This window comes from Microbacterium sp. AB, from assembly GCF_032878875.1.
GTDB classification, from domain to species: domain Bacteria; phylum Actinomycetota; class Actinomycetes; order Actinomycetales; family Microbacteriaceae; genus Microbacterium; species Microbacterium betulae.
On sequence record NZ_CP118157.1, the window covers coordinates 2681783 to 2704868 of the forward strand.

Annotated in this window: 22 protein-coding genes; 5 read left to right on the top strand and 17 right to left on the bottom strand. The window is 72.3% G+C overall.

Annotation, left to right across the window (positions count from 1 at the left end):
* Window positions 1-35: 35 nt before the first annotated feature.
* The 5 genes from N8K70_RS12705 to N8K70_RS12725 are packed head-to-tail and all read right to left on the bottom strand — an operon-like array spanning window position 36 to window position 5463.
* Window positions 36-611 (bottom strand): histidine phosphatase family protein, encoded by a 576-nt coding sequence (locus N8K70_RS12705; RefSeq protein ID WP_317138712.1) that lies wholly within the window; start codon window positions 609-611, stop codon window positions 36-38.
* Window positions 608-1672, bottom strand: a complete 1065-nt coding sequence (locus N8K70_RS12710; RefSeq protein WP_317138713.1) for an ABC transporter ATP-binding protein — start codon at window positions 1670-1672, stop codon at window positions 608-610. The genes N8K70_RS12705 and N8K70_RS12710 overlap by 4 nt, the downstream gene beginning before the upstream one ends.
* Window positions 1669-3420 (bottom strand): ABC transporter permease, encoded by a 1752-nt coding sequence (locus N8K70_RS12715; RefSeq protein ID WP_317138714.1) that lies wholly within the window; start codon window positions 3418-3420, stop codon window positions 1669-1671. The genes N8K70_RS12710 and N8K70_RS12715 overlap by 4 nt, the downstream gene beginning before the upstream one ends.
* Window positions 3417-4586, bottom strand: coding sequence for an ABC transporter substrate-binding protein (locus N8K70_RS12720; RefSeq protein ID WP_317138715.1), 1170 nt, complete (start codon window positions 4584-4586; stop codon window positions 3417-3419). Before N8K70_RS12720 ends, N8K70_RS12715 begins: the two co-directional genes overlap by 4 nt.
* Window positions 4587-4632: 46 nt before the next feature.
* The gene (locus N8K70_RS12725) at window positions 4633-5463 is read right to left on the bottom strand and encodes a MurR/RpiR family transcriptional regulator (protein ID WP_317138716.1); all 831 of its coding nucleotides are present in this window, start codon (window positions 5461-5463) and stop codon (window positions 4633-4635) included.
* Window positions 5464-5589: 126 nt separating this feature from the next.
* Between N8K70_RS12725 and N8K70_RS12730 the strand changes: the two genes are divergently transcribed.
* Complete coding sequence (locus N8K70_RS12730) at window positions 5590-6519, top strand: Ppx/GppA phosphatase family protein (RefSeq protein ID WP_317138717.1); 930 nt, start codon at window positions 5590-5592, stop codon at window positions 6517-6519.
* A gap of 10 nt (window positions 6520-6529) precedes the next feature.
* Here N8K70_RS12730 and N8K70_RS12735 read toward each other — a convergent pair whose 3' ends face one another.
* The 9 genes from N8K70_RS12735 to N8K70_RS12775 all read right to left on the bottom strand — a co-directional run bounded on the left by N8K70_RS12735 (window position 6530) and on the right by N8K70_RS12775 (window position 15474).
* Window positions 6530-6994 carry a MarR family winged helix-turn-helix transcriptional regulator gene (locus tag N8K70_RS12735; protein WP_317138718.1) on the bottom strand — a complete coding sequence of 155 codons (465 nt, stop codon included), beginning with the start codon at window positions 6992-6994 and terminating at the stop codon, window positions 6530-6532.
* The gene (locus N8K70_RS12740; RefSeq protein WP_317138719.1) at window positions 6994-7629 is read right to left on the bottom strand and encodes a GTP cyclohydrolase II; all 636 of its coding nucleotides are present in this window, start codon (window positions 7627-7629) and stop codon (window positions 6994-6996) included. The genes N8K70_RS12735 and N8K70_RS12740 overlap by 1 nt, the downstream gene beginning before the upstream one ends.
* 126 nt (window positions 7630-7755) lie before the next feature.
* Window positions 7756-9111 (bottom strand): phosphoglucosamine mutase, encoded by a 1356-nt coding sequence (glmM, locus tag N8K70_RS12745; RefSeq protein WP_317138720.1) that lies wholly within the window; start codon window positions 9109-9111, stop codon window positions 7756-7758.
* 14 nt (window positions 9112-9125) lie between these two features.
* Window positions 9126-9593, bottom strand: coding sequence for a 30S ribosomal protein S9 (rpsI, locus tag N8K70_RS12750; RefSeq protein ID WP_394357840.1), 468 nt, complete (start codon window positions 9591-9593; stop codon window positions 9126-9128).
* A gap of 37 nt (window positions 9594-9630) precedes the next feature.
* Window positions 9631-10077, bottom strand: coding sequence for a 50S ribosomal protein L13 (gene rplM, locus N8K70_RS12755; protein ID WP_317138722.1), 447 nt, complete (start codon window positions 10075-10077; stop codon window positions 9631-9633).
* 214 nt (window positions 10078-10291) lie between these two features.
* The gene (locus N8K70_RS12760; RefSeq protein WP_317138723.1) at window positions 10292-11950 is read right to left on the bottom strand and encodes an ABC transporter ATP-binding protein; all 1659 of its coding nucleotides are present in this window, start codon (window positions 11948-11950) and stop codon (window positions 10292-10294) included.
* Window positions 11947-12816, bottom strand: a complete 870-nt coding sequence (locus tag N8K70_RS12765) for an ABC transporter permease (protein WP_317138724.1) — start codon at window positions 12814-12816, stop codon at window positions 11947-11949. The genes N8K70_RS12760 and N8K70_RS12765 overlap by 4 nt, the downstream gene beginning before the upstream one ends.
* A complete protein-coding gene (locus N8K70_RS12770; RefSeq protein ID WP_317138725.1) occupies window positions 12813-13784 on the bottom strand; it encodes an ABC transporter permease in 972 nt (323 codons plus the stop codon). The genes N8K70_RS12765 and N8K70_RS12770 overlap by 4 nt, the downstream gene beginning before the upstream one ends.
* 61 nt (window positions 13785-13845) lie before the next feature.
* Complete coding sequence (locus N8K70_RS12775; RefSeq protein WP_317138726.1) at window positions 13846-15474, bottom strand: ABC transporter substrate-binding protein; 1629 nt, start codon at window positions 15472-15474, stop codon at window positions 13846-13848.
* Window positions 15475-15665: 191 nt separating this feature from the next.
* Between N8K70_RS12775 and N8K70_RS12780 the strand changes: the two genes are divergently transcribed.
* Window positions 15666-16910, top strand: a complete 1245-nt coding sequence (locus N8K70_RS12780; protein WP_317138727.1) for an acyl-CoA dehydrogenase family protein — start codon at window positions 15666-15668, stop codon at window positions 16908-16910.
* Entirely contained in the window at window positions 16907-18280 is a 1374-nt protein-coding gene (locus N8K70_RS12785) for an LLM class flavin-dependent oxidoreductase (protein WP_317138728.1), read from the top strand. The genes N8K70_RS12780 and N8K70_RS12785 overlap by 4 nt, the downstream gene beginning before the upstream one ends.
* Before the next feature lie 26 nt (window positions 18281-18306).
* Here the strand turns inward: N8K70_RS12785 and N8K70_RS12790 are convergent, their stop codons facing one another.
* Both N8K70_RS12790 and N8K70_RS12795 read right to left on the bottom strand, forming a co-directional pair.
* On the bottom strand, window positions 18307-18831 hold the full coding sequence (locus N8K70_RS12790) for a VanZ family protein (RefSeq protein WP_317138729.1): 525 nt from the start codon (window positions 18829-18831) through the stop codon (window positions 18307-18309).
* A 166-nt stretch (window positions 18832-18997) separates the two neighbouring features.
* Window positions 18998-19756, bottom strand: a complete 759-nt coding sequence (locus N8K70_RS12795) for a CPBP family intramembrane glutamic endopeptidase (RefSeq protein WP_317138730.1) — start codon at window positions 19754-19756, stop codon at window positions 18998-19000.
* Window positions 19757-19786: 30 nt separating this feature from the next.
* Here N8K70_RS12795 and N8K70_RS12800 point away from each other — a divergent pair, with 30 nt between their 5' ends.
* Both N8K70_RS12800 and N8K70_RS12805 read left to right on the top strand, forming a co-directional pair.
* Entirely contained in the window at window positions 19787-20374 is a 588-nt protein-coding gene (locus N8K70_RS12800) for an arsenate reductase/protein-tyrosine-phosphatase family protein (protein ID WP_317138731.1), read from the top strand.
* 90 nt (window positions 20375-20464) lie between these two features.
* Window positions 20465-21898 (top strand): polysaccharide biosynthesis tyrosine autokinase, encoded by a 1434-nt coding sequence (locus N8K70_RS12805; RefSeq protein WP_317138732.1) that lies wholly within the window; start codon window positions 20465-20467, stop codon window positions 21896-21898.
* Between the two features lie 16 nt (window positions 21899-21914).
* On the opposite strand, the gene N8K70_RS12810 is transcribed toward N8K70_RS12805, so the two are convergent.
* Entirely contained in the window at window positions 21915-23084 is a 1170-nt protein-coding gene (locus N8K70_RS12810; protein ID WP_317138733.1) for a glycosyltransferase, read from the bottom strand.
* Window positions 23085-23086 lie beyond the last annotated feature (2 nt).

Consider the following 23086-nt stretch of genomic DNA (forward strand, 5'->3'; position numbering starts at 1 on the left):
ATGGTACCGGCGCGAGGCCGCCGGCCCGGACGCGCTCACGGCACGACGTTGAGGTGCCGCAGGCGCCCCGAGCCGTCTCCTGCGACGTCGAGCACGGTCAGGCTCGGGGCGGCCACGGGCTCGATCCGGCTCGGCTCGAGCCCGACGCACGCGGCCAGCACGGCGCGGATGGTGCCGCCGTGGGTCGCGACGAGGACGGGCCCCGGCAGGCGTGCGGCGGCGCCGACCGCGCGGGCGACCCGCGCGCGGATGGCCCGCGCGGGCTCCGCTCCGGGCGGGACGATCTCGCCCGCACGCCATCGTGCGTAGTCGGCGCCGATCGCGTCGGGCGTCAGCCCCTCCCACTCCCCCAGGCCGTGCTCGATCCAGGCCGCGTCGACGACCGGGTCCGGAGGCGCGGCCAGCGGGGCGCACAGCAGGCGCGCGGTCGTCCGCGTCCGCAGCAGCGGCGAGACGACGACCGATCGCGGCCGCCATCGAGCGACGATCGGCGAGAGGGCCCGGACGTCCTGCCTGCCGCGATCGCAGAGGTCGACGTCGGCGTGACCTTGCAGGCGACGCGCGAGGGTCCACTCCGTCGCCCCGTGGCGCACGAGCAGCAGCGTCGTCACAGGCGTCGTCCGTCGCCGTCGAAGAGGGCCGCGGGCACGGACGGCAGCCGCAGCCGCGTCGTCTCCCCCGTGCGGGCCGCCTCGTCCGTCACGATCGTGACGCGGTGACGTCGTCCGCGCTCCTCCCCCGCGAGGCCCGTCACGAGATGGCGGCCCGCCGAGGGCGTGGACTCGAGGATCTCGAAGCCGAGCTCGCCCTGCGGGTCGAGACGGATGTCCTGCGGGCGGTACATGACGTGTGCGGCGCGGGCGGCCTCGGCGCCCGCCGAGAGCGCGACGGCTCCATGCCGGAAGACGCCGGCCTCCGCCCGGCCCGGCAGGAGCACGGCGGCGGGGCTGCCGAGGAACGACGCGACGAAGGCGGTGGCCGGCCGCTCGATCAGCTCGGAGGGCGTGCCGAACTGCTCCAGCACGCCGTCCTTCATGACCGCGACGTGGGTCGCGAGGGCGAGCGCCTCGACCTGGTCGTGCGTGACGTACACGCTCGTCGCCCCGCTCGCGCGGTGCACGCGCCCGAGCTCGGCACGCGTCTCGGTCCGCAGCCGCGCGTCGAGGTTCGACAGCGGCTCGTCGAACAGCACGACGTCGGGCCGGGGCGCGATGGTGCGGGCGATCGCGACGCGCTGCTGCTGGCCTCCCGAGAGCTGCGCCGGGGTGCGGGCCGACAGCCCGGCGATCTCGAGGGACTCCAGCACCTCCGCCACCCGCGCCGCGCGGTCGGCCCGCGACCATCCCGCCACGGCGAGGGGCCATCCGACGTTCTGGCGCACCGTCATGTGCGGCCAGAGCGCATAGCTCTGGAACACCATGCCCAGCCCGCGTCGCCGGGCCGGGAGGCTGAAGGCGCGATCGCCGTCGGCGACCACGCGGTCGCCGAAGCGGATCGTCCCCGCCGTCGGGTCCTCGAGTCCCGCGAGGAGGCGCAGCGTGGTCGTCTTGCCGCAGCCCGACGGCCCGAGGAGCACGATGAAACCGCCCGACGGGAGGTCGAGCGAGAGCTCGCGCACGGCCTCGTGGGCGCCGAAGCGCTTGCCGAGCCGCTCGATGGCGATGGATGTCATGCCGGTCTCCGATCCTGCCCCCGCCGGGCGTCGCGGCCGTCGCCCAGCGTGCGGGCGACGAGGGTGGCCGTCACCGAGACGACGGCGATGATGAGGGTGATGGCGTTGGCCTGCTGCGCGAAGCCCTCCGACGCGTACCGGAACGTCATCATCGACAGCAGCGGGGTCGCGGGGGTCACGAGGAGGACGACGACCGAGAGGTCGCGCACCATCGTGACGAAGACGAGGAGCCCGCCGTTGACGAGACCGCGGGAGACGAGCGGCAGCGTGACCCGCCCGAACCGCCGCATCCCCGACGCGCCGGTCAGCACGGCCGCCTCGTCGAGCTCGCCGGAGACCTGCCCGATGGCGGCCTTCGACGTCTGGAACGCGAAGGGCAGGCTCGCGGCGACCCCCGCGAGGACGATGATCCAGAACGTGCCGTAGAGGGAGCCGAACGGTCCGACGGGAGCGCCGAACAGCGCGATGAACGCCGCCCCCAGAGCGACGCCGGGGATGAGGAACGGCACGTACGACAGCAGCCCGATCGCGCCGCCGACGAGTCGCGCCCGCGGCAGGCTCCGCACGACCTGCGCGGCGAGCGTGCCGATGACCACCGCGCCGAGCGCCACCGTGACGCCGAGGGCGAGCGTCCCGCCCAGTGCCTGCATGACCGCGGGGTCGCGCAGCACGCCGCGCATGCCGTGCGAGATGCCGGGGTCGGACTCGCCGGTCCAGTAGTGCAGCGTGAGCCCTCCGTCGAGGCGGTTCGTACGCTGCAGCACCGTGCTGACGGCCAGCACGATGCCGGGCACGATCGCCGTGGCCGCGACGACGATCCACGCGAGGCCGCCGAGCGGCCAGCGCCATCCCCCCGTCGTCGTCATGCGCGCCCGCGTCGCCTTGCCGGTGATCGTGGAGTACGAGCGTCCGGCCGTCATGCGTCCGCCGGCGAGCAGGATGAGACCCGCGATGACGACGAGGACGATGGAGAGCACGGAGCCGCGCGCCGCGTCTCCCGTCGAGATGGCCCCGTAGAGCCGCGTGCTGAGCGTGTGGAAACGGACCGGCAGGCCGAGGAGGGCGGGCACGGCGAAGTTGGAGACGCCCTCGGCGAACGCGAGGAGGAATCCCGAGAGCACAGCAGGCGTCACGACGGGGATGACGACCCGGCCGGCCACGCGGAGGCGGGACGCCCCCGTGAGCTCGGCCGCCGCGACCAGGTCGCCGCCGACGTTCGCGAGCGCGGCCGCCACGAGCACGAAGCTCAGGGAGTAGTAGTGCGCGACGAGCGTGAGCACGACGGGCACCGGCCCCCAGGCGAGCACGTCGGGCACGGGCACGCCGAGGGAGACGAGCAGGCCGGGGCTGCCGCCGATGAGATCGTTGCGGAACACGCTCTCCCAGGCGAGCGCGATCGCGAAGCTCGGCAGCGCGAACGGGATCGCCGCGAGCACGCCGATCGCGCGCCGCCCGGGGACGTCGCTCATGACGACCACCCATGCGAGGAAGGCTCCGACGAGCGTGGAGAGCACGCCCGTGCCGATCCCCACCAGCAGCGAGCCCGCGAGCGGCTGCCACAGCAGCGCGGACGACATCGGGCTGGCGAGGACGTCGCCCCAGGCGCCGTCCGCGTCCTCGCCGATCGTGGCTCCCACGAGCGCGGCCAGCGGGGCGGCCACGAGGACGACGAGGATCGCGAGGACGACGACGGCGAGCCATGCCGCGGGCCGCCTCGCCGCCGCGGAGGTGCGCGCGAGGAGCGTCATTGGATGGTGAGGAGGAAGTCGGCGACGTCGTCGCGACGCTCCGCCGTGGCCTCGACGTCGATCTGCCACGCTCCCAGCTCGTCGAGGGCGATCGCCCCGGCGGGCGGGACGACGTCGGTGCGGGTCGGGTAGTCGCCCGCGACGTAGAACGGCTCGTACGCGATGCCGCCCGTCTCCGTCTCGTCGCCCATCATGTAGTCGATCAGCAGGCGGGCCGCGGCCGGGTGCGCGGCGTTCGCCGTGACCCCGAGCAGGGCGGGGAAGACGATGCCGGGCGACGGGACGACGCCCGATGCGACCTGGAGCGCCCATCCCTCGTCCGCGTTGTCCCGCCGGTCGGAGGAGGAGCTGAACCCGACGGGCGGGTCGGACTGGCCCGTCGCGCCGACCGCGGCGTTCACGGTGTCGGTGTCGTCGACGAGCACGGCGTCGTTCGCGTAGAGGTCCTTGAGGAACTGGAGGCCCGCGTCGGCCACCCCCTCGTCGAGGACGACCGGGGCCCCGGCGTGCTCCTCGTAGGCCGCGGACATCTCGTCGGCGCGCAGCGAGAGCTCGGTCGCGAGATCGAGATAGTCGCCGCGCGCGTTCGGGTCGACGAGGACCACCTTCCCGCTCCACTCCGGCTCCGTGAGCTCCCACAGGTTCGACACGGGAGGACCGTCGGGATGCGCCTCCTCGTTGTACATGAGCACCTTGGTGGAGAGGCGGTTCGCGACGAGCGGCGTGCGGTGCTCCTCCGGCAGCGCGTCCGCGACGCGCTCGGGCACGTACGGCAGCAGCACCCCGTCGGCGAGCAGCTCCGAGACGACGACGGGCGCGTCGGAGACGTAGGCGACGTCCGCGGTCGCGCTGACGGCGGCGTGCTCGGCCGCGAGACGCGTGATGAGCTCGCTCGAGGAGATGTCGCTCGCGACCACGTCGATGCCGGGGTACTCCGCCTCGAACGACTCCTCGATCGAGGCGATGCGGCTCGTGAAGGCGTAGACGACCACCTCGCCCTCGGCCTCGGCGCGCTCGACGAGCTCGTCGTGGCCGAGCGCGTCCCAGTCGGTCGCGTCGTCTCCCGCGCCCGTCGTCGAGGGCTCGGAGGAGCAGGCGGCGAGGCCGAGCGCGAGCGGGAGGAGCGCGGCGAGCGCGCGGCGCCCGGTTCTGCGGGGAGTGTGCATCGTGGTCTTTCCTGTTCGGGGAGGGAGCGGACGGGGCGGAGGGGTCTCAGCGGTCGAAGCGCTCGAGGATCGCCCCGAGGCCGTCCAGCGAGGAGATCGCCCGGTCGGGCGACCGACGCGCGATCGTGAGGACGAGCGCATTGGCGATCGCCATGGGCACGGTGAGCGACAGATAGTCGTCGGCCGCGCCGCGCGGGGCGGCGAGGATCGCGTCGGGCGGGGGCGAGAGGGAGAGGAGGGTGTCGGTGACGAGCGCCGTGAAGGCGCCGCGCTCGCCGGCGACGGCGAGGACCGTGCCGAGCGCGGCGGGGACCCTGCGGAAGGCGCACGCGAGGAGGACGTCCCCCGCCGCGACGGTGGAGAGGTGCTCGGCCAGATCGCGGTCGGAGCCGACCAGGGCGGTGCTGCGGATGCCCGATCGGCGGAGGCGGCGCGCGAGCAGCTCGACGAGCACGGTCGCGTTGCCGTGCCCGAAGAGGTGCACGTGGCCCGCGCCGGCGATGCGCGCCGCCAGATCGTCGAGCTCGCCCTGCGTGATGTGGAGCGGCAGCTGCGCCAGCGCCCCGATCTCGTCGTCGACGAGGCCGCCGAGCACGTCGTCGGGGTGCCGTTCGAGCCGGCCGCGCACCCGCTGCGACGGCCCGTCGCCGGCGAGGTAGTCCTGGCGGAGCGCGTCGCGCAGCTGCGGGTACCCTTCGAACCCGAGACGCTGCGCCATCCGCGTCGCCGCCGACTGATGCAGGCCCAGCGGCTCGGTCAGGTCGGCCGCGTACCAGAACGCCGCCTCGGCGGGCCGCGACTGGAGCACCGCGACGAGTCTGCGATCCGTCGCGGTGAGCCTGTCCCCGCGGCTCCTGACCAGTTCCGTGATGAGCACGCCGCCACGCTAGAGGCAATCGCGCTTGCAGGAGACGCAAGCCGTGCACGTTCATTCGCCGTTCACCGATTCGCCCCGTGCGCGCCAGCCGGAGCGCCCCCGGACGCCGCGCGCTACTCTGGCGTCGTGCGCCTCGGAGTCCTCGACATCGGTTCCAACACCGTCCATCTGCTCGTCGCGGAGGCGCAGCCCGGCGGACGCCCGCTCGCGCGGACGAGCGAGAAGTCGACGCTGCGCCTCATGCGCTACCTCGAGGACGACGGACGCATCTCCGACGCGGGGGTGAGGGCGATCGTCGACGCCGTCGCGCGGGCGCGCGAGGTGGCCGAGAAGGAGGGCGTCGACGAGCTGCTCGCCACCGCCACCTCGGCGGTGCGCGAGGCCGCCAACGGCGCCGACGTCATCCTGCAGATCGAGGCCGCGGCGGGCGCGCCGCTGCAGGTCCTCGGCGGAGAGCAGGAGGCGCGCTTCACGTTCCTCGCCGTGCGGCGCTGGTTCGGATGGGCGGCGGGGCGGATCCTGCTCTTCGACATCGGCGGCGGGTCGCTCGAGATCGCCGGGGGCAGCGAGGAGCTGCCGGAGATCGCCGACTCCGTGCAGCTCGGCGCCGGCCGCATGACGATCGCCTTCCTGCCGGACGATCCGCCGGGAGACGAGCAGGTCGACCGGCTGCGCGCGCACGCGGCGTCGACGCTCGCGCCGGTGGCGGAGCGCTTCGCCGCGCTCGCCTCCCCCGACCACGTCGTCGGCTCGTCCAAGACCATCCGGTCCCTCGCCCGGCTCGCGGGGCATCCGATGGCGGGGTGGTCGGGGACCGAGCGGATGGTGCTGCGCCGCGAGGCGCTCGGGTCGTGGATCCCCGTGCTCTCGCGCATCCCCGCGAAGGCGCGGCGCGAGCTGCCGGGCATCACGGCCGACCGCACTTTCCAGATCACGGCGGGCGCCGTCGTGCTGCACGAGGCGATGGCAGCCCTCGACGTCGAGGAGATCGAGGTGTCGCCGTGGGCGCTGCGCGAGGGCGTGCTGCTGCGCTACATCGAGGACCTCGGCTGGTGAGGGCCCGCCGTCAGAGCGCCTCCTCGATGCCCGGGAGCAGTTTCGACAGCAGCGCCGCGAGGCTCTCCCTCTCCTCCGCGTCGAGCCGCCCCAGCAGTCCGCGGATCTGCGCGACGTGCGCGGGAGCCGCCCCCCGCACGACACGGCGGCCCTCGTCCGTCAGCACGGCGGACTGGGTGCGCTTGTCGCTCGAGCAGGAGGTGCGCTCGATCCAGCCGCGCCGCGCGAGCGCGTCGAGCGCGTGGCTGAGCCGCGAGCGGCTGAGCCCCGCTCCGCGCGCGAGCTCGCTCAGCGTCACGAACCGGTCTCCGTCCTGCGCGAGCGTGATGAGGATGACGTAGTGCGCGTGATTGATCCCGGCTCGTTCGCGCAGCGTGCGGTCGAGGGACTGCGGGAGCAGCTGCGCGGTGCGGATGAGCGGCAGCCAGCCGGCCATCTCGTCGTCGCTGAGGCGCCGTTCCGTGGGCTCGCGCATCACGCGGCGGGCAGGTCGATCGTGTGGGCCGTGCGGTCGCGCTTGGCGCGCAGGTAACGGGCGTTCGCCGCGGAGAGATGGACCGCGGTGGGCACTCTCTCGACGACCTCGACCCCCAGCGCCTCGAGCTGCGCGGCCTTGTCGGGATTGTTGCTGAGGAGACGGATGCGGTCGGCGCCGACCGCGCGGAGCATCTGCGCCGCGACCGTGTAGTCGCGCTCGTCCTCGCCGCGGCCCAGCGCCACGTTCGCCTCGTAGGTGTCGAGGCCGGTGTCCTGCAGGGCGTAGGCGTCGAGCTTGGCGTAGAGGCCGATGCCGCGACCCTCCTGGCGGAGGTACAGCAGGAAGCCGCCGTGCTCCGCGATCCGCTCGACGGCCTCGCGGAGCTGCGGGCCGCAGTCGCAGCGCTCGGATCCGAACACGTCGCCGGTCAGGCATTCGCTGTGCGGGCGGACGAGCGGCGCGTCGCCGTCGCGCCCGAGGGCGGCGCGCCAGTCGCCGAGTCCGAGCAGCAGGTGCTCCTTGCCGTCGGCGAGGCCGTCGAAGGTGAAGACGTCGGCCGTCGTCGCATATCCGTCGGGGAAGCGCAGCGGAACCTCGACGCGGACGCGCTCGGCGGCGACGGGGGCCTCCACGATGCTTGAATTCTCAATCACATGGGGGGAGAACCGCCGCCGCCCGCGACGTATTCCCGGATCGCCGGACGCCTCCGTCGCGCGACGACGCCCGCGGGACGCGCTCCGGCCGGCCCGAAAGGGCCCCTAGAGCGCCAGACGCTCCTCGACGACGGCGGCGAGCGCCTCCGCGTGCCGGCGGGCCGTCTCCTCGTCCGCGGCCTCGACCATCACGCGCACGAGCTGCTCGGTGCCGGAGGCGCGCAGGAGGACGCGGCCGGTGTCGCCGAGCACGGTCTCCACGGTGCGCACCGCGTCCTGCACGACCTCGTCGCCGACGCGCGTGCGGTCGACGCCGCGCACGTTGACGAGCACCTGCGGGTAGACCGTCATGATCGACGCGAGCTCGGCGAGGCTCTTGCCCTGCCGTGCCATCTCGGACACGATCTGAAGGCCCGTGAGCACCCCGTCGCCCGTCGTCGCGTGCGCGCTCATGATGACGTGGCCCGACTGCTCGCCGCCGAGGGAGTAGCCGTGGGCGTTCATCTCCTCGAGGACGTAGCGATCGCCCACGCCCGTCGTCTTCAGCACGATACCGCGCTCGCGCATGGCGACGTGCAGGCCGAGGTTGCTCATGACCGTCGCGACGAGCGTGTCGTCCGCGAGCAGCCCGCGCTCCTGCAGCGAGACGGCGAGGATCGCCATGATCTGGTCGCCGTCGATCGGCGTGCCGTCGGCCGTGACGGCGAGGCACCGGTCGGCGTCGCCGTCGTGCGCGATGCCCACGTCGGCGCCGTGCTCGAGGACGGCCGCGGAGAGCTTGTCGAGGTGCGTCGATCCGACGCCGTCGTTGATGTTCATCCCGTCCGGCTCCGCGCCGATCAGGGTGACCGTCGCTCCCGCGTCGCGGAACGCCTCGGGGGACACGCCCGCGGCCGCGCCGTTCGCGCAGTCGAGCACGACGTGGATGCCGTCGAGCCGCGCCGGCAGCGAGCCGAGGAGGTGCAGGAGGTAGCGGTCCTCCGCGTCGGAGAACCGGCGGATGCGCCCGACATCGCCGCCCGTGGGGAGCAGCTTGTCGCGCTCGAGGTACTGCTCGATGCGCTGCTCGACCTCGTCGGGCAGCTTCACGCCGCCGCGCGCGAAGATCTTGATGCCGTTGTCGGGCGCCGGGTTGTGCGACGCCGAGACCATGACGCCGAAGTCGGCGCCGCGGTCGGCGATGAGGAACGCGAGAGCCGGCGTGGGCATGACGCCCGCGTCGTAGACGTCGACGCCGGAGGACGCGAGCCCCGCGGCGACGGCCGCGCTGAGGAACTCGCCCGAGATGCGCGGGTCCCGCCCGACGACCGCCGTCGTGCGCCTGCCCGCGGCGCGTCGCGCCTCGGCGGAACGCCCCTGGCCCAGGACGACGGCGGTCGCCTGGGCCAGGGACAGTGCGAGGTCGGCGGTGAGGGTGCCGTTGGCAAGCCCTCGCACGCCGTCCGTGCCGAAAAGCGGCATGGAGTGGGCTCTACTCAGCGCTTCGAGAACTGCGAAGCCTTGCGGGCCTTCTTGAGACCGGCCTTCTTGCGCTCGATGACGCGCGCGTCGCGCGTGAGGAAGCCGGCCTTCTTGAGGGTCGGACGGTTGTTCTCGCGGTCGACCTCGTTGAGGGAGCGCGCGATCGCGAGCCGGAGCGCGCCGGCCTGGCCGGAGGGGCCGCCGCCGTTGATGCGGGCGATCACGTCGTAGGCGCCGTTCAGGTTGAGGACCGTGAACGGGTCGGTGATGAGCTGCTGGTGCAGCTTGTTCGGGAAGTAGTCCTCGAGGCTGCGCCCGTTTACCGTGAAGGAGCCCGAGCCGGGGATGATGCGCACGCGGGCGATGGCCTGCTTGCGACGCCCCACCGCTGCGCCGGGGACGCTCACGACGGGGCGCTCGGCCACGACGACGTCGTTGGCCGGCGTCTCGGTGGAGTAGTTCTGGATGTCTTCGGTTTCGATTTCGTTCGCCACGATGAAGTCCTTAAGTGCCGCGCGCTTACTGGGCGACCTGGTCGAGGGTGTGCGTCTTGGGCTGCTGCGCGGCGTGCGGGTGCTCGGACCCGGTGTACACCTTCAGCTTGGCGAGCTGCTCGCGACCCAGGGTGTTCTTGGGGAGCATGCCGCGGACTGCCTTCTCGACAGCGCGAACGGGGTTCTTCTCGAGGAGCTCCGCGTAGGTGACCGACTTGAGGCCGCCCGGGTAGCCCGAGTGACGGTAGGCCTTCTTCTGCTGGAGCTTCTGGCCCGTGAGCGCGACCTTGTCGGCGTTCACGATGATGACGAAGTCGCCCATGTCCATGTGGGGGGCGAAGGTCGCCTTGTGCTTGCCGCGCAGGAGCGCGGCTGCGTGCGAGGCGAGGCGGCCGAGGACGACGTCGGTGGCGTCGATCACGAGCCACTCGCGCTGGGCTTCACCGGCCTTCGGGCTGTAAGTGCGCGTCACAGGAGTGCTGCTTTCTCTTCGAACGGAGACGTTCGTGAATCCCGCTCCGTGCGGCTTGGCCCGACGACATCCGGCCAGCGCTCGCTGTGGAGGGCTCACGTTCGCGGCGCCCGGAACGGGCACCAAAGATCAATGCTAGCCGATGAAGCGCGACGCGGCAAAGCGTCGACGATTCCGGCGCCTCCCGCGCTTCGCCGGGCGCGCTCCTCCTCCGTCAGCCGACGGGTGCCGCCGCAGCGGCAGGACGCCGGGACCGGCTCGGCGCTCCTCCCCGGCCCGGGACCGCGGCGATGAGGCGCGCGGTGCAGGGGTGCTGCGGAGCGGCGAACAGCCGCGCGGACGACGCGTGCTCCACGAGCCTGCCGCGTTCGAGCACCGAGACCTCGTCGGCGATCTGCCTCACGAGGCTCAGGTCGTGGGAGATGAAGAGGTAGCTGAGGCCTTCCTCGTCGCGCAGGTCCATGAGCAGATCGACGATCTGCGCCTGCACCGTCACGTCGAGGGCGGACGTCGGCTCGTCGAGCACGAGGATCCGCGGCTCGAGCGCGAGGGCCCTCGCGATCGCCACCCGCTGACGCTGACCGCCGGAGAGCTCGGACGGCCGTCGTTCGAGCACGTCGGACGGCAGCGCGACCCGATCGAGCGCGGCGCGGACGCGAGCGCGGCGCTCTCCGGCGTCGAGCGAGCCGTGCAGGGCCAGCGGCTCCTCGACCGCCCTCCTCACCGACAGACGCGGATCCAGCGCGGCGAGAGGGTTCTGATAGACGAGCTGCAGCTCCCGCGCGTGCGGGTTGGACGCAGGCGCCCGGCGGGGCAGCTCCCTGTCGCCGATGCGGATGACGCCGTCGTCGAACGAGGCGAGCCCGGACACCGCGCGCGCGACGGTCGACTTGCCCGACCCGGACTCGCCGACGAGGGCGTGGATGCTCCCCCGTCGCACGGCGAGGTCGATGCCGTCGACGGCGGGCGACGACGTGCCGGGGAAGCGCTTGACGAGCCCTTCCACCGTGATCGCGACCGACGCCCCGTCGTCCTCCTCCGCGCGCACCCGCTCGCGGTAGCGATCGGGTGTCAGTGCGGGTGCGTTGGCGAACAGCGTCCGCGTATAGACGTCCGACGGCGCGTCGAGCACCTCCGCGGTCGGGCCGCGATCCACGAGACGGCCGTCACGGAGCACCGCGATCTCCGATGCGCGATCGCTCGCGAGCGCCAGGTCGTGCGTGATGAGGAGCACGGAGAGCCCGAGCTCCTGCTGCAGCCTCTCGATGAGATCGAGGATGGTCTGCTGCACCGTCACGTCGAGGGCCGATGTCGGCTCGTCCGCGATGAGCAGGCTCGGGCTCCCGGCGATCGCGACGGCGATGAGCACGCGCTGCAGCTGCCCGCCCGACAGCTCGTGCGGGTACGACCTCAGCTTGTGCGCGGCGTCGGCGATGCCGACGTGCTCGAGCAGCTCGACGGAACGCCGCGCGCGGTCGCGCCGGGCGACGCCGTGGCCCCTCAGCTCGCCGCGGAGGCGCGAGCCGATGGTCTGCAGCGGGTCGAGGGAGCTCAGCGGATCCTGCGGGACGTAGCCGACGTGCCGCCCGCGCAGCGTGCGCCAGGCACGGTCGTCGTACGCGGTCACGTCCTCGTCGCCGATGCGGATCGCCCCGCCCGTCACGGCCCCGTTGCCGGGGAGCAGGCCGGCGGCGGCGAGCGCGATCGTCGACTTCCCGGAGCCCGACTGCCCGACGAGCGCGACGGTCGCTCCCCGGGGGACGCGGAGCGAGACCCCGTGCACGACCGCGCGCGGGACGCCGCCGCGCCGGTACGAGACGGCGAGGTTCTCGGCGGCGAGCGCGGGGGCCTCGTCGGGCCCGCGGCCGGTCATCTCTCCGCCCCGTCCGGTGTCTTCGCGACGAGCCCGCTCACGCGGCTGACCGCGAGCACCGTGAGGATGATGACGAGGCCGGGGAACAGCGTCAGCGAGGGGTTCGAGGCGATGTACTCGCGGCCTTCGGCGACGAGCAGTCCCCATTCCGGCTGCGGCGGCGGGGCGCCGTAGCCGAGGAAGCTCAGCGCCGCGATCCACAGGATCGAGGACCCGAACTGCAGGGCCGTCATCGAGAGCACCGGCCCGTAGGAGTTGGGCAGCACGTGGCGCACGAGCACCGTCAGCGGGCCGGCGCCGATGTGCCGCGCCGACTCGACGAACGTCAGCGAGCGCACGCGGAGCACCTCCGAGCGCATGAGACGCGCGAAGGTGGCCACCGAGGCGATGCCGACGGCGATGGCGGCGTTGAGCGTGCCGAATCCCAGCGCCACGACGACCACCATCGACAGCAGGAGGCCGGGGATGGACAGGAGCACGTCGACGATGCGGCTGATGGCCGTGTCGACGGCGCGGCCGAAGGAGGCCGAGACGAGACCGAGGAGCGAGCCGGCCCCCAGGCCGAGGAGCACGGCGACGAACGACGCGAAGATCGTCCGCCCGGTGCCGTGCACGACGCGTGTGAAGAGGTCCCGCCCGAGGTAGTCGGTGCCGAAGAGGTGCTCGAGGCTCGGTGCGAGCAGGGTCTGACCGGGAACGGCCTCGAGCGGGTCGTAGGGCGAGAGCAGCCCCGGGGCGACGATCGCCACGGCCAGGAACGCGAGGAAGGCGATCGCCACCGCGTCGAGGGCGTTCAGCCTCGACGATCCGCGCACGCCTCGCGTCCGCACCGCCGCGACGGGGGCCTCCTCCGTGATCCGGCTCATGCGGCGACTCCTTCGGGGGCGGGCTGCGCACGACGATCGCGACGCGTGGAGATCCTCGGATCGATCAGCGGATAGACGAGATCGGTGACGAGGTTCACCGTCGTGAAGACGAGCGACACGAACATGACGACGGCCAGCACGACGGGCCCGTCCTGGGCGCGCACCGACTGCTCCGTGAGGAAGCCGAGCCCCGTGCGCGAGAAGATCGTCTCGGAGATCACCGATCCGGCCAGCAGCTCGCCCGCGGTGAGGCCGAGCAGCGTGAGCGCGGGGATGGAGCCGTTCTTGAGGATGTGTCGTCCGATGATGCGGCTCGGGGACGTTCCGGATGCCCGCAGCACGGTCACGAACGGCTCCCGGGAGGCGCGGGTCAGTCCCTGGATGAGCACCTGCGCGATCGGCGCGCTCACGCCGATCGCCAGCGTGACGGCGGGGAGGATGAGCGACTTGAAGCCCTCGTCGCGGATGGAGGAGAACCAGCCGAGCTGATACGCGAAGAGCTGGAGCAGGAACAGGCCGATGAGGAAGCTCGGCGTCGACAGCCCCAGCACCGGCAGCGTGCGCACGAGCGTGCGCACGCGCGGCCAGGGGGCGAACGCCGCGACGAACGCGACGACGAGAGCGAGCACCACCGCGAAGACGAGCGCGAGCGAGGCGAGCGCGAGCGTCCCGCCGATGCCCTGCGCCATCAGCTCGGCGACCGGACGCCCGTCGCGCAGCGAGTAGCCGAGATCTCCGCGCAGGAGGCGCTCGACCGTGAGGAGGAACTGCTCGGTCGCGGGGCGGTCGAGTCCGTAGTACGACAGGATGACCGCAGCCTGGTCCTCAGGGATCGGGTTCTGGGGGTTGTCGATGCGGCTCTCGATCGGGTCGCCCGGCAGCAGGAACAGGACGGAGTACACGAAGAGGTACGTCAGCACGACGACGAGCACGGACTGCCCGAGCCGGCGCGCGATGGTGAGGAGCATGGGATGCCTTTCCGGGCCGGCCCGTCGAGCTCGCTGTTCGGTATCGGTCACGTGGTCGCGGTCACGTGGTCTCGGTCCACGTGTCGTAGAACCACGGGCGCGCCTCATAGGTGGTCCGGAAGTCGTGCACGGTCGGCTGGACGCCGAACACCTGCGTGTCGTCGATGATCGGCAGCGCGTAGGCCTGGTCGACGACGTACCGCTGGATCTCCCCGACGATCTCGGCGCGCCGCGCGTCGTCCGTCGCCGCCGCCTGCGCGTCGTACAGCCCGTCGAGGGTCGTGTCGGGCTCCGCCAGGAGGAACGCGTCGCTGAACGCGGAGTGGTAGTTCACCGTCTGCCGCACCCACGCGTCGGCCTCCGGCCATCCGTTGCGCCGGAGGCCCACGGTCGTGTCCTCGAGCACCGTCGTGTAGTTGGCGTAGTCGGTCTCCTTGATCTCGAGGTCGATGCCGATCTGCCTCAGCTGCCACTGCACGAGCTGGAACAGCGGCTTGGCCGTGCTGTCGTACACGTCGACGTAGGTCACGATGCGGAGCGGCTCGCCGTCCTTGAGGCGGATGCCGTCGGAGTCGCGCTCGGTCCACCCCGCCTCGTCGAGCAGGCGGTTCGACTCGTCGGGGTCGTAGGCGAGCTCGTCCGAGAGGTCGACGTAGCCGAAGGTCGTGGGGGTGACCGTGCTCGTGGCGACCTCCCAGTTCTCGGTGTAGAGGTCGTCGATGATCTGCTGCCGGTCGATGCCGTGCTGCAGCGCGCGTCGCACGTTCACGTCGTCGAGGAACGGGGCCGACTGGCGGACGTCCCACACGTTGGCGTTGCCGGCGCCCTGAACCCCGACGACGTCGATGCCGGCCTCCTGCAGGGCCTCCTCCTCGCTCGGCTGGACGTAGCGGATGACGTCGGCCTCGCCCGAGGTCAGCGAGCCGAGGCGCACGCTGTCCTCGGTGACGGGGATGATGACGATCTCGTCGAGGTAGGCCTCGCCCTGGTGCGCGAGGCTCGGCGGCGCCCAGTCGTAGCCCTCGCGTTTGGCGAGGACGATCTCCTCGCCGTACTTCTCCGACTCGACGACGAACGGGCCCGACCCGATGACGCCCGTGATCTGCGACTGCTCCTCGATGCTCGCCTCGATCGTCGCGTCGGCCACGAGGGAGGTCCGCCAGAAGGAGAGCACGTTGAGGAACGGCGCATACGGCTCCGCGAGCGTGACGGTCACCGTCTGCGCGTCGTCGTCGGACTCGACGGAGGCGACCTCCGGGAACCAGTTGTTGGCGGGGATGCCGCCTGCGGCGTCTCCGCGCGCCTGCCATTCGAGGTTGCGGCGGACGCTCGCCGCGTCGAGCGGGGTGCCGTCGCTGTACGTGACGCCGTCGACGATGTCGAACGTGTAGCTCAGGCCGTCGTCGGACACGGTCCATGCCGATGCGATGTACGGCTGCAGCTCGCCGGTGTCGGGGTCGCGGAAGATCAGGCGGTCGGTGATGTTCGTCACGTACGCGCTGTCCTGCCAGGTGCCGCTCGACTGCAGCTGGGTGTTGCTCGTGAGCTCCGCGTCGAGGTAGACGAGGGTGCCGCCCTCCTTCTCGCCGCCGCCGGCGTCCGAGGGGCCCGCGCTCGCGCAGCCCGCGAGAACCGCGGCGGCGAGCGCGAGGGATGCGGCTGCGCGAAGACGACGGGTGCGTGAGGACATGTGTGTCTGCTCCTGAGAGACGAGCGCACGTCGCTGCGGACGACGGGATGGCGCGGTGCGGGCGGGAGGATCGGATGGCTCCGGGTGCCGCAGAAACCTATCGGCCCCTCCCGGACCGCCGCGGACGGGCGGTAATCTTGCGCAACGCGCGTTCACGGCGCGTCGCATCGCCGCCATAGACTCGCTGCCCTATGAGTGCCTCCGCCCCTCTCCCCCGCCCGGCGACGCTCGAGGAGTTCGACCGCGCCCTCTCCGGCCTCCTCTCCGAGGTCGGCGCGAGCGCCGCGCAGCGCGAACGCGATCGCGTCCTGCTGCACGACGACGTCGCAGCGCTCCAGGCGCTCGGCTTCGGCGCGTTGCGCCTGCCCGTCGCCCACGGGGGCCTCGGCGTCTCGTTCGAGCAGCTCGTCCGACGGCTGGTGCGGATCGCGGCGGCCGACTCGAATCTCGCCCACGTCTACCGGGGGCACATCGCGTTCGTCGAGGATCTGCTCGCACGCGACGCGGGCGACGCGCACACGATCACCTGGTTCGAGCGCATCGCGGCCGGCGACCTGGTCGGCAACGCGCAGTCCGAACGGCAGGAGACCGCGGAGATCGCCACGACGCTGCATCGCGACGGCGAGCGCCTCCTGCTCACGGGCCGCAAGTACTACACGACCGGCAGCATCTACGCCGACTGGATCGTGCTGAGCGCGCTCGACGACGGCGAGCGGGTGCTCGTCTCCGTCTCCGCGCACGATCCCGGCGTCACGTCCGTCGACGACTGGGACGGGTTCGGGCAGCCCCTCACGGGCAGCGGCACGACGACCTTCGACGCCGTCCCCGTCGACCCCGCGGAGATCGTCGTGCCGGGAGGGGACCTCGCCGTCGACGGCCACCGGGCGGCGGTCTTCCAGCTCGTGCTGCTCGCCGTCGTCGCGGGGATCGGGCAGGCGGCCCTGCGCGACACGCTCGCGTTCGTCGTCCCGCGCCGACGGATCTTCGGCTCTCCCGGCGAGACGCGCCCCCGCGACGACGCCGTGACCCAGGGCGTCGTCGGCTCGGTCAGCAGCGCCGTCGACGCCGCCACGCGCCTCGTGCTCTCGGGGGCGGCCGACGTCGAACGGGCCGTCGCCCGCCGACGCGGCGGAGAGGAGGACGCGCTGCGGGACGTGCTCGTCGACGTGTTCCGGCTGCAGCAGGTCGTCTCCCCGCTCGTGCTCTCGGCCGCCACGGAGCTCTTCGAGGTCGGCGGCGCCTCCGCCGTGAGCCGCGGCGTCGCGCTCGACCGCCACTGGCGCAACGTCCGCACCATCCACTCCCACAACCCGGCAGCGCAGCGACGGCGCGCGATCGGCGAGTTCGAGCTCAACGGGACGCTGCCGAGGTGGGAGCCCGCGGGCGCCGCGAGGAGCGCACACGACACCGCCGTCCGCGAGGAGAGCCCCGCATGACCGAGCCGAAGAAGCTCATCGTCAACCTGTTCGAGATGAACACCCCGAGCCACATCACCCACGGGCTGTGGCGGCTCCCCGACAACAACCGCGAGCGGTTCAACGACCTCGACTACTGGACCGAGCTGGCGCAGATCCTCGAGCACGGCGGCTTCGACGGGATCTTCCTCGCCGATGTGATCGGCGCGTACGACGTCTTCCGCGGCGGCCCCGAGACCGCGCTGCGGGAGGGGCTCCAGATCCCCAGCAACGACCCGCTGCTCGTCGTCCCCGCGATGGCCGCCGTGACGAAGCGCCTCGGCTTCGGTGTGACGTTCTCGACGACGTACGAGCCGCCCTTCGCCTTCGCGCGGCGCATGTCGACGCTCGACCATCTGACGAAGGGGCGCATCGGCTGGAACATCGTCACGTCGTATCTGCCGAACGCCGCGCGCAACTTCGGTCTCGACGGCGAGGTCCCGCACGACCGGCGCTACGAGATCGCCGACGAGTACCTCGAGGTGCTCTACAAGCTGTGGGAGGGCTCGTGGGACGACGACGCGGTGATCCGCGACCGCGAGCGGGGCGTCTACACCGACCCGACGAAGGTGCGCTACATCGACCATGCGGGCGAGCACTTCCGCGTGAAGGGTCCTCACCTCTCCGAGCCGTCGCGGCAGCGCACGCCCGTCCTGTACCAGGCGACGGGGTCGCTCGCCGGCATCGCGTTCGCCGGAACGCACGCCGAGGTCGTCTTCACGGGAGGGCGGACGATCGAGGACTTCCGACGCAACGCACAGGGCATGCGCGACGCCGCCGTCTCGCGGGGGCGCGCCGGCGACGACGTCAAGTTCGTCGTGCAGGCGGGCGTCGTCGTCGGGAGGACGGAGGAGGAGGCGGCGGACAAGCTGCGCGCCTACCGCGCGAACCAGAGCGTCGACGGCATCCTGGCGCACTCGAGCCTGCCGGTCGACCTCACCGCCTACCCGAGGGAGACGCCGGTCGCCAAGGTGCTCGAGGACGCCGGGGAGGCCGGTGCCACCGGACGCTTCCTGCCCGTCTCGGGCGGCACGGTCGGCGAGGCGCTCGATCGCATCGTCGAGTCGCGCGAGGACCGCTTCTTCGTCGCGGGCACGCCGAAGGTCGTGGCCGACGAGATCGAGCAGTGGCTCGACGTGGCGGGCATCGACGGCATCAACCTGCGCCAGTACCACTCCTTCGGGACGGCGCGCGACTTCGCCGAGCTCGTCGTCCCCGAGCTGCGCCGACGCGGGCGGCTGCACGAGGACGGCGAGCCGACGTCCCTCCGCGATCGACTCTTCGGACGGGGCGACCGGCTGCCCGGGAACCACCGCGGCGCGCGGTACCGGGGCGGGGCGAACCTGGGCTGAGGCCGGCTCGGCTCGGCTCGGAGAGCTCACCGCTGGCGGACGCGTGCCCCCTGGCGACGCACCTCGTGATCCCAGATCGCGCCGGCGATCATCTTCCGGTCGCGGCCCGAGATCACCCTGCGGATGACGGCGACGAGGAAGATCCCGATGTAGCCGCCGACGGTGTTCGCGAGGACGTCGAACGGGCTCGCGAACCGCTCTGCCAGCAGCGCCCCCTGCAGGAGCTCGATGGCCGCCGAGAAGACCGGGATGAGGACCCATGCCGTCCAGACCGCACGGGCCGGCATGACCAAGCCGATGAGGAAGCCGAAGGGGGCGAACATCGCGACGTTGGCCGCGAACTCGAGCTTGCGGTAGCCGAACCAGTACGGCAGGCCGCTGCGGTGGAGGACGCCGAGGAGGTCTTCGATCGCGGCGGAGTAGCCGCGGTCCATCGGCGTCGGCCACATGGTCGCGAGAAGGATCGCCCCCGTGTACGCCGCGAGAAGGGTACCGGCGACGATCGACCGGGCATGGCTGCGAGGAGGACGGGTCCCCCGCAGTTCGCTCATGTCGCCTCCCGTCGTTCCGGCCGGAGGACCGGCCGCGGATGTTCGCGCGACGATGGGCGACTTCGTGCGCACAGGATAGCGCCGGAAGCGGAGCGAACGGCAGAGGGGATTCCCGACGCCGTGTCGTGACGTCTCGCGGCGGCGCGTCGACGACCGCGGACTGCGCTCAGCCCAGCACGGTCCCCACGACCGCGAGGACGACGTAGCTCGCGTTGAAGACGGCGTGGACGAGGACCGCGCCCCAGATGCGCCCGGTCGTGAGCACGAGGATCCCGCAGGTCAGTCCCACGAGCGAGAGCGTCACCGGCTGATCCCACCGGGTCATTCCCGTGACGGCGTGGAGCCCGACGAAGGCGGCGGTGGACGCCACGAGCGCGAGCAGCGCGCCGTCGACACCGCGCCGAGCGATGCGGAACACCGTCACCAGCACGACGCCGCGGAAGAGGAGCTCCTCCACGACGGGGGCGACGAGGACGGAGAGAAGGGCCGTCGTCAGCACCGAGACGACGGGGATCTCCCCATCGAGGGTCGCGAAGGCCGGCAGCGCCCCCGAGTCCCCCGCCGCGAGCGCGAGGGAGCCCTCGGCGATGCGCAGGAGCAGGCCCAGCGCGACTCCGTACAGGAGATCGGAGGGGCGGAGCTCCAGCAGCCCGCGCGGCCTCCCCCGGCGGAGCGCGACGACGGCAGAAACCGCCATCGCGACGACGAGCACGAGCGTGCCGACGATCTCCCCGGGCGCGCGAGGAAGATACGCCTCCACGGCGGCGGCGAGCAGGAGGCCGAGCCCCACGCACACCGCCGCCCACGCCAGCAGGTCCGTCCCCCAGCGACGCGTCGTCCGGCTCCCCGAGCGCCATGTGCGCGCCGATCGCCGCGGTCCTCGGGGCGGCATCGTCGACGGCGCGTCGCTAGGCTGATCAGTCACGCCGCAACGCTACCCGCGAGGGAGGATCCCATGCCACGCGTCCTCGCCGTCTGCACGGGGAACGTCTGTCGATCCCCCCTGACGGCGGTGCTCCTGCGAGCGCGGATCGCCGACCCTCGCCTGTCGATCGCGAGCGCGGGCGTGCGCGCGCTGACGGGCTCGCCCTTCGACGCCGCGACCGCCCGGGTCGCGCGGGAGCACGGGGCGCGGGAGGAGCACATCGTCGCGCACCGCGCACGGCAGCTGCGCCCGGCCGACCTCGGTCGCGCCGATCTCGTCCTCGCTCTCTCGCGCGGCCACCGGCGCGGGGCGGTCGAGACCGATCCGTCCGTCCTCCGCTCCGTCTTCACGCTTCGCGAGTTCGCACGCCTCGCCCGTGCCGCCGACGACGACGCCCTGTCGGATGCGGCGTCCCGCGCCGTCGGACCCTCGGCACGGCTCCGGGAGCTCCTCCTGCTCCTCGACGGCTTGCGCGACGTCGCCGGGCTCCCCGCGGACCGCGAAGACGACGTCGTCGATCCCCACGGTCGCCCGGACCCCGTCCATGAGATGGCCGGCGCGCAGATCGCCCCCGCCGTCGACCAGGTGGTCCGGGTGCTTCGGGCGGCGTTGAGCTGAGCGGCGACGGCCGACCCGCGGCGCCGGGCCGTGCTCTCCGGACATCCGCTCTCGCTGTGGCAAGATGGCCGGGATCAGAAGGGGTCTCCCGTGGAGCTTCGCGACTACATCCGGATCCTGCGCAAGAACAGCATCCTCATCGCCCTCATCGCGCTGCTCACGGTCGCGGCCGCAGGTGTCTACTCGCTGACCCGCACGCCGGAGTACGAGGCGACGAGCGAGGTGTTCGTGTCCTCGCAGGCGGGCACGACCATCGAGGACCAGCAGCAGGGGAACACCTACACGCAGGCGCGCGTGCAGTCCTACGTCACCCTGGCGACCAGGCCGTACGTGCTCGACACCGTCATCGACGAGCTCGCGCTCGACACGACGGCGACGGATCTCGCCACGCGCGTGACCGCCTCGTCGCCCCTCGACACGACGGTGATCTCGCTCACTGTGACCGACGAGGACGCCGACGTCGCGGCGCAGATCGCGAACGCCGTCGCGATGAGCCTCACCGAGGCGGTCGATCAGGTCGAGACGCTTCCCGGGACGGAGACGAGCCCGGTGAAGATCACCCCCGTCAACGATGCCCAGGCCCCGGCGGATCCGGTCAGCCCGAACGTGCCGCTCAATCTCGCGCTGGGCCTCCTCGCCGGACTCGTGCTCGGCGCGGCGGCAGCGGCTCTGCGCACGATGCTGGACGTGAGGGTCCGTTCCCCCCGCGACGTCGAGCAGCTCACCTCGAGCCCCCTCATCGGAGCCATCCCCTTCGACCCGCAGGCACGCGATCGGCCGATCATCCTGCACGCGGATCCGGCCGACCGGCGCAGCGAGGCCTTCCGGTCCCTCCGGACGAATCTCCAGTTCCTCGACATCGAGGGCAATCGCAGCTTCGTCATCACGTCGAGCGTGGCCGGCGAGGGCAAGTCCACGACCTCGGTCAACCTCGCCATCGCCCTCGCCGACGCGGGCAGGAAGGTCGTGCTCGTCGACGCCGACCTCCGCAAGCCGAAGATCGCCGACTACCTCGGCATCGAGGGCGGCGTCGGGCTCACCGACGTGCTGATCGGACGCGTGCGCCTGCCGGACGTGCTGCGCAAATGGGGCCGACATGGTCTCTACGTGCTGCCCGCGGGGAAGGTCCCGCCCAATCCGAGCGAGCTGCTCGGGTCCCGCCGGATGACGGAGCTCCTCGAGAGCGTGCGAAAAGAAGCCGACGTGGTCATCCTCGATGCGCCCCCTCTCCTGCCCGTGACCGACGCGACCGTGCTCGCGCGTCTGACCGGCGGGGCGATCGTCGTCGTCGCCGCCGGACGGACGACGCGCCCTCAGCTGAGCGGCGCCCTCGACGCGCTCGAGACGGTGCACGCGAACGTCGCGGGCATGGTGCTGTCCATGGTGCCCACGCGGGGACCGGACGCGTACTACGACTACGACGGATACGGATACGGGTACGGCGCCCCCGCTCCGGGGGCCGACGACGCGCGCGCCGACCAGCCGGCGACCCGCAACCGCCGCGCCCGGCGCTCCCGTGGCTGAGGAGCCGAGCAGGTCTTCACCCGATAGCCCGGTACACGCGTGTGAGCGCTTCGCTGCTGACAGCGGGCGTGAACCGTGTGACGAGGGTTCGCGCCTCGTCACGGCGCGAGGCGCGCCGCTCCTCGCTCTCGTCGGCGAACTCCTCGGCCGCTGCATGCGCCCACGCAGCGATGTCGCGACCGGTGACGACACGCGCGAAGGGCTCTCCCAGGCTCGGGCCCACTCCCGACGTCTCTCGGCACAGCACTCGGACGCCCAGCGCGGCGGCATCGAGAAGGGCGAGACCGAACGACTCCACGGAGGGAACGAGCAGGATGCTCGCCCGGGCGTAGAGACGACCGAGATCCTCCACGCCGAGCACGCCGAGGTAATCGACGCGGTCATGTCCGCGCATCCATTCCAGGACGTCACGAGACATGGGGCCTGCCACGGCGAGCCGATACGGTGAGCCGAGTCGCTCGACCGTGCCGACGGCGACATCCAGGCCGCGGTCGATATGGCCCCGGCCGACGTAGATCGCCAATGAGGGATCCCTGGCGATCTCGCTTCCGGGAGCCGGCGGTGGTCCGACGATCGGCAAAGGCACCGTCCACACACGTTCGGGCGCATGACCGCGCTGGAGAAAGGACTGCCGCGCCGCATCCGAGTAGACGACGATCGCGTCTGCTCCTGCGTACTCCTCCTCGAGGACGTCGCGAAGGGGGTCGACGTACGTCTGCAGAGGGAATCCTCCCCATGCCTCGACGGTCGACTCGAACGCACCGTGATGCAGGCTCCGCCGTTCCATGACGGACACATCGAATTCCTCGCGCCTGAGCGCACGATGTCCGAGTCCCTCGATGAATTGGAAGGCTGCCGCGCCGACGGCGGCACGGCGAGCCGATTCCGCCGACCGGCCTGTGAGCGCGACGACCTCGCGGTCGCTCAGCGGAATGCCGAGCCGCCCGCGCACCGCGGGAACGAAGCTCGCCTCCCAGAGGACCGACCGTCGATCCGCCCCGTCCCCAGGCGCCACGCGTCGACGCACGAGCTGTCGAGCCGAAGACGGCAGCCACGGCGCGAGCCGTGCAAACGTGCGGTGGGAGATCTCGTAGCGTCGGCTGAGGGACACCTCGTCATAGAGACGCCGGAGGGCGTCGACAACGTATGCGTAATGGAAGACGTTCGTCGCATAGTGTGCGCGCATGA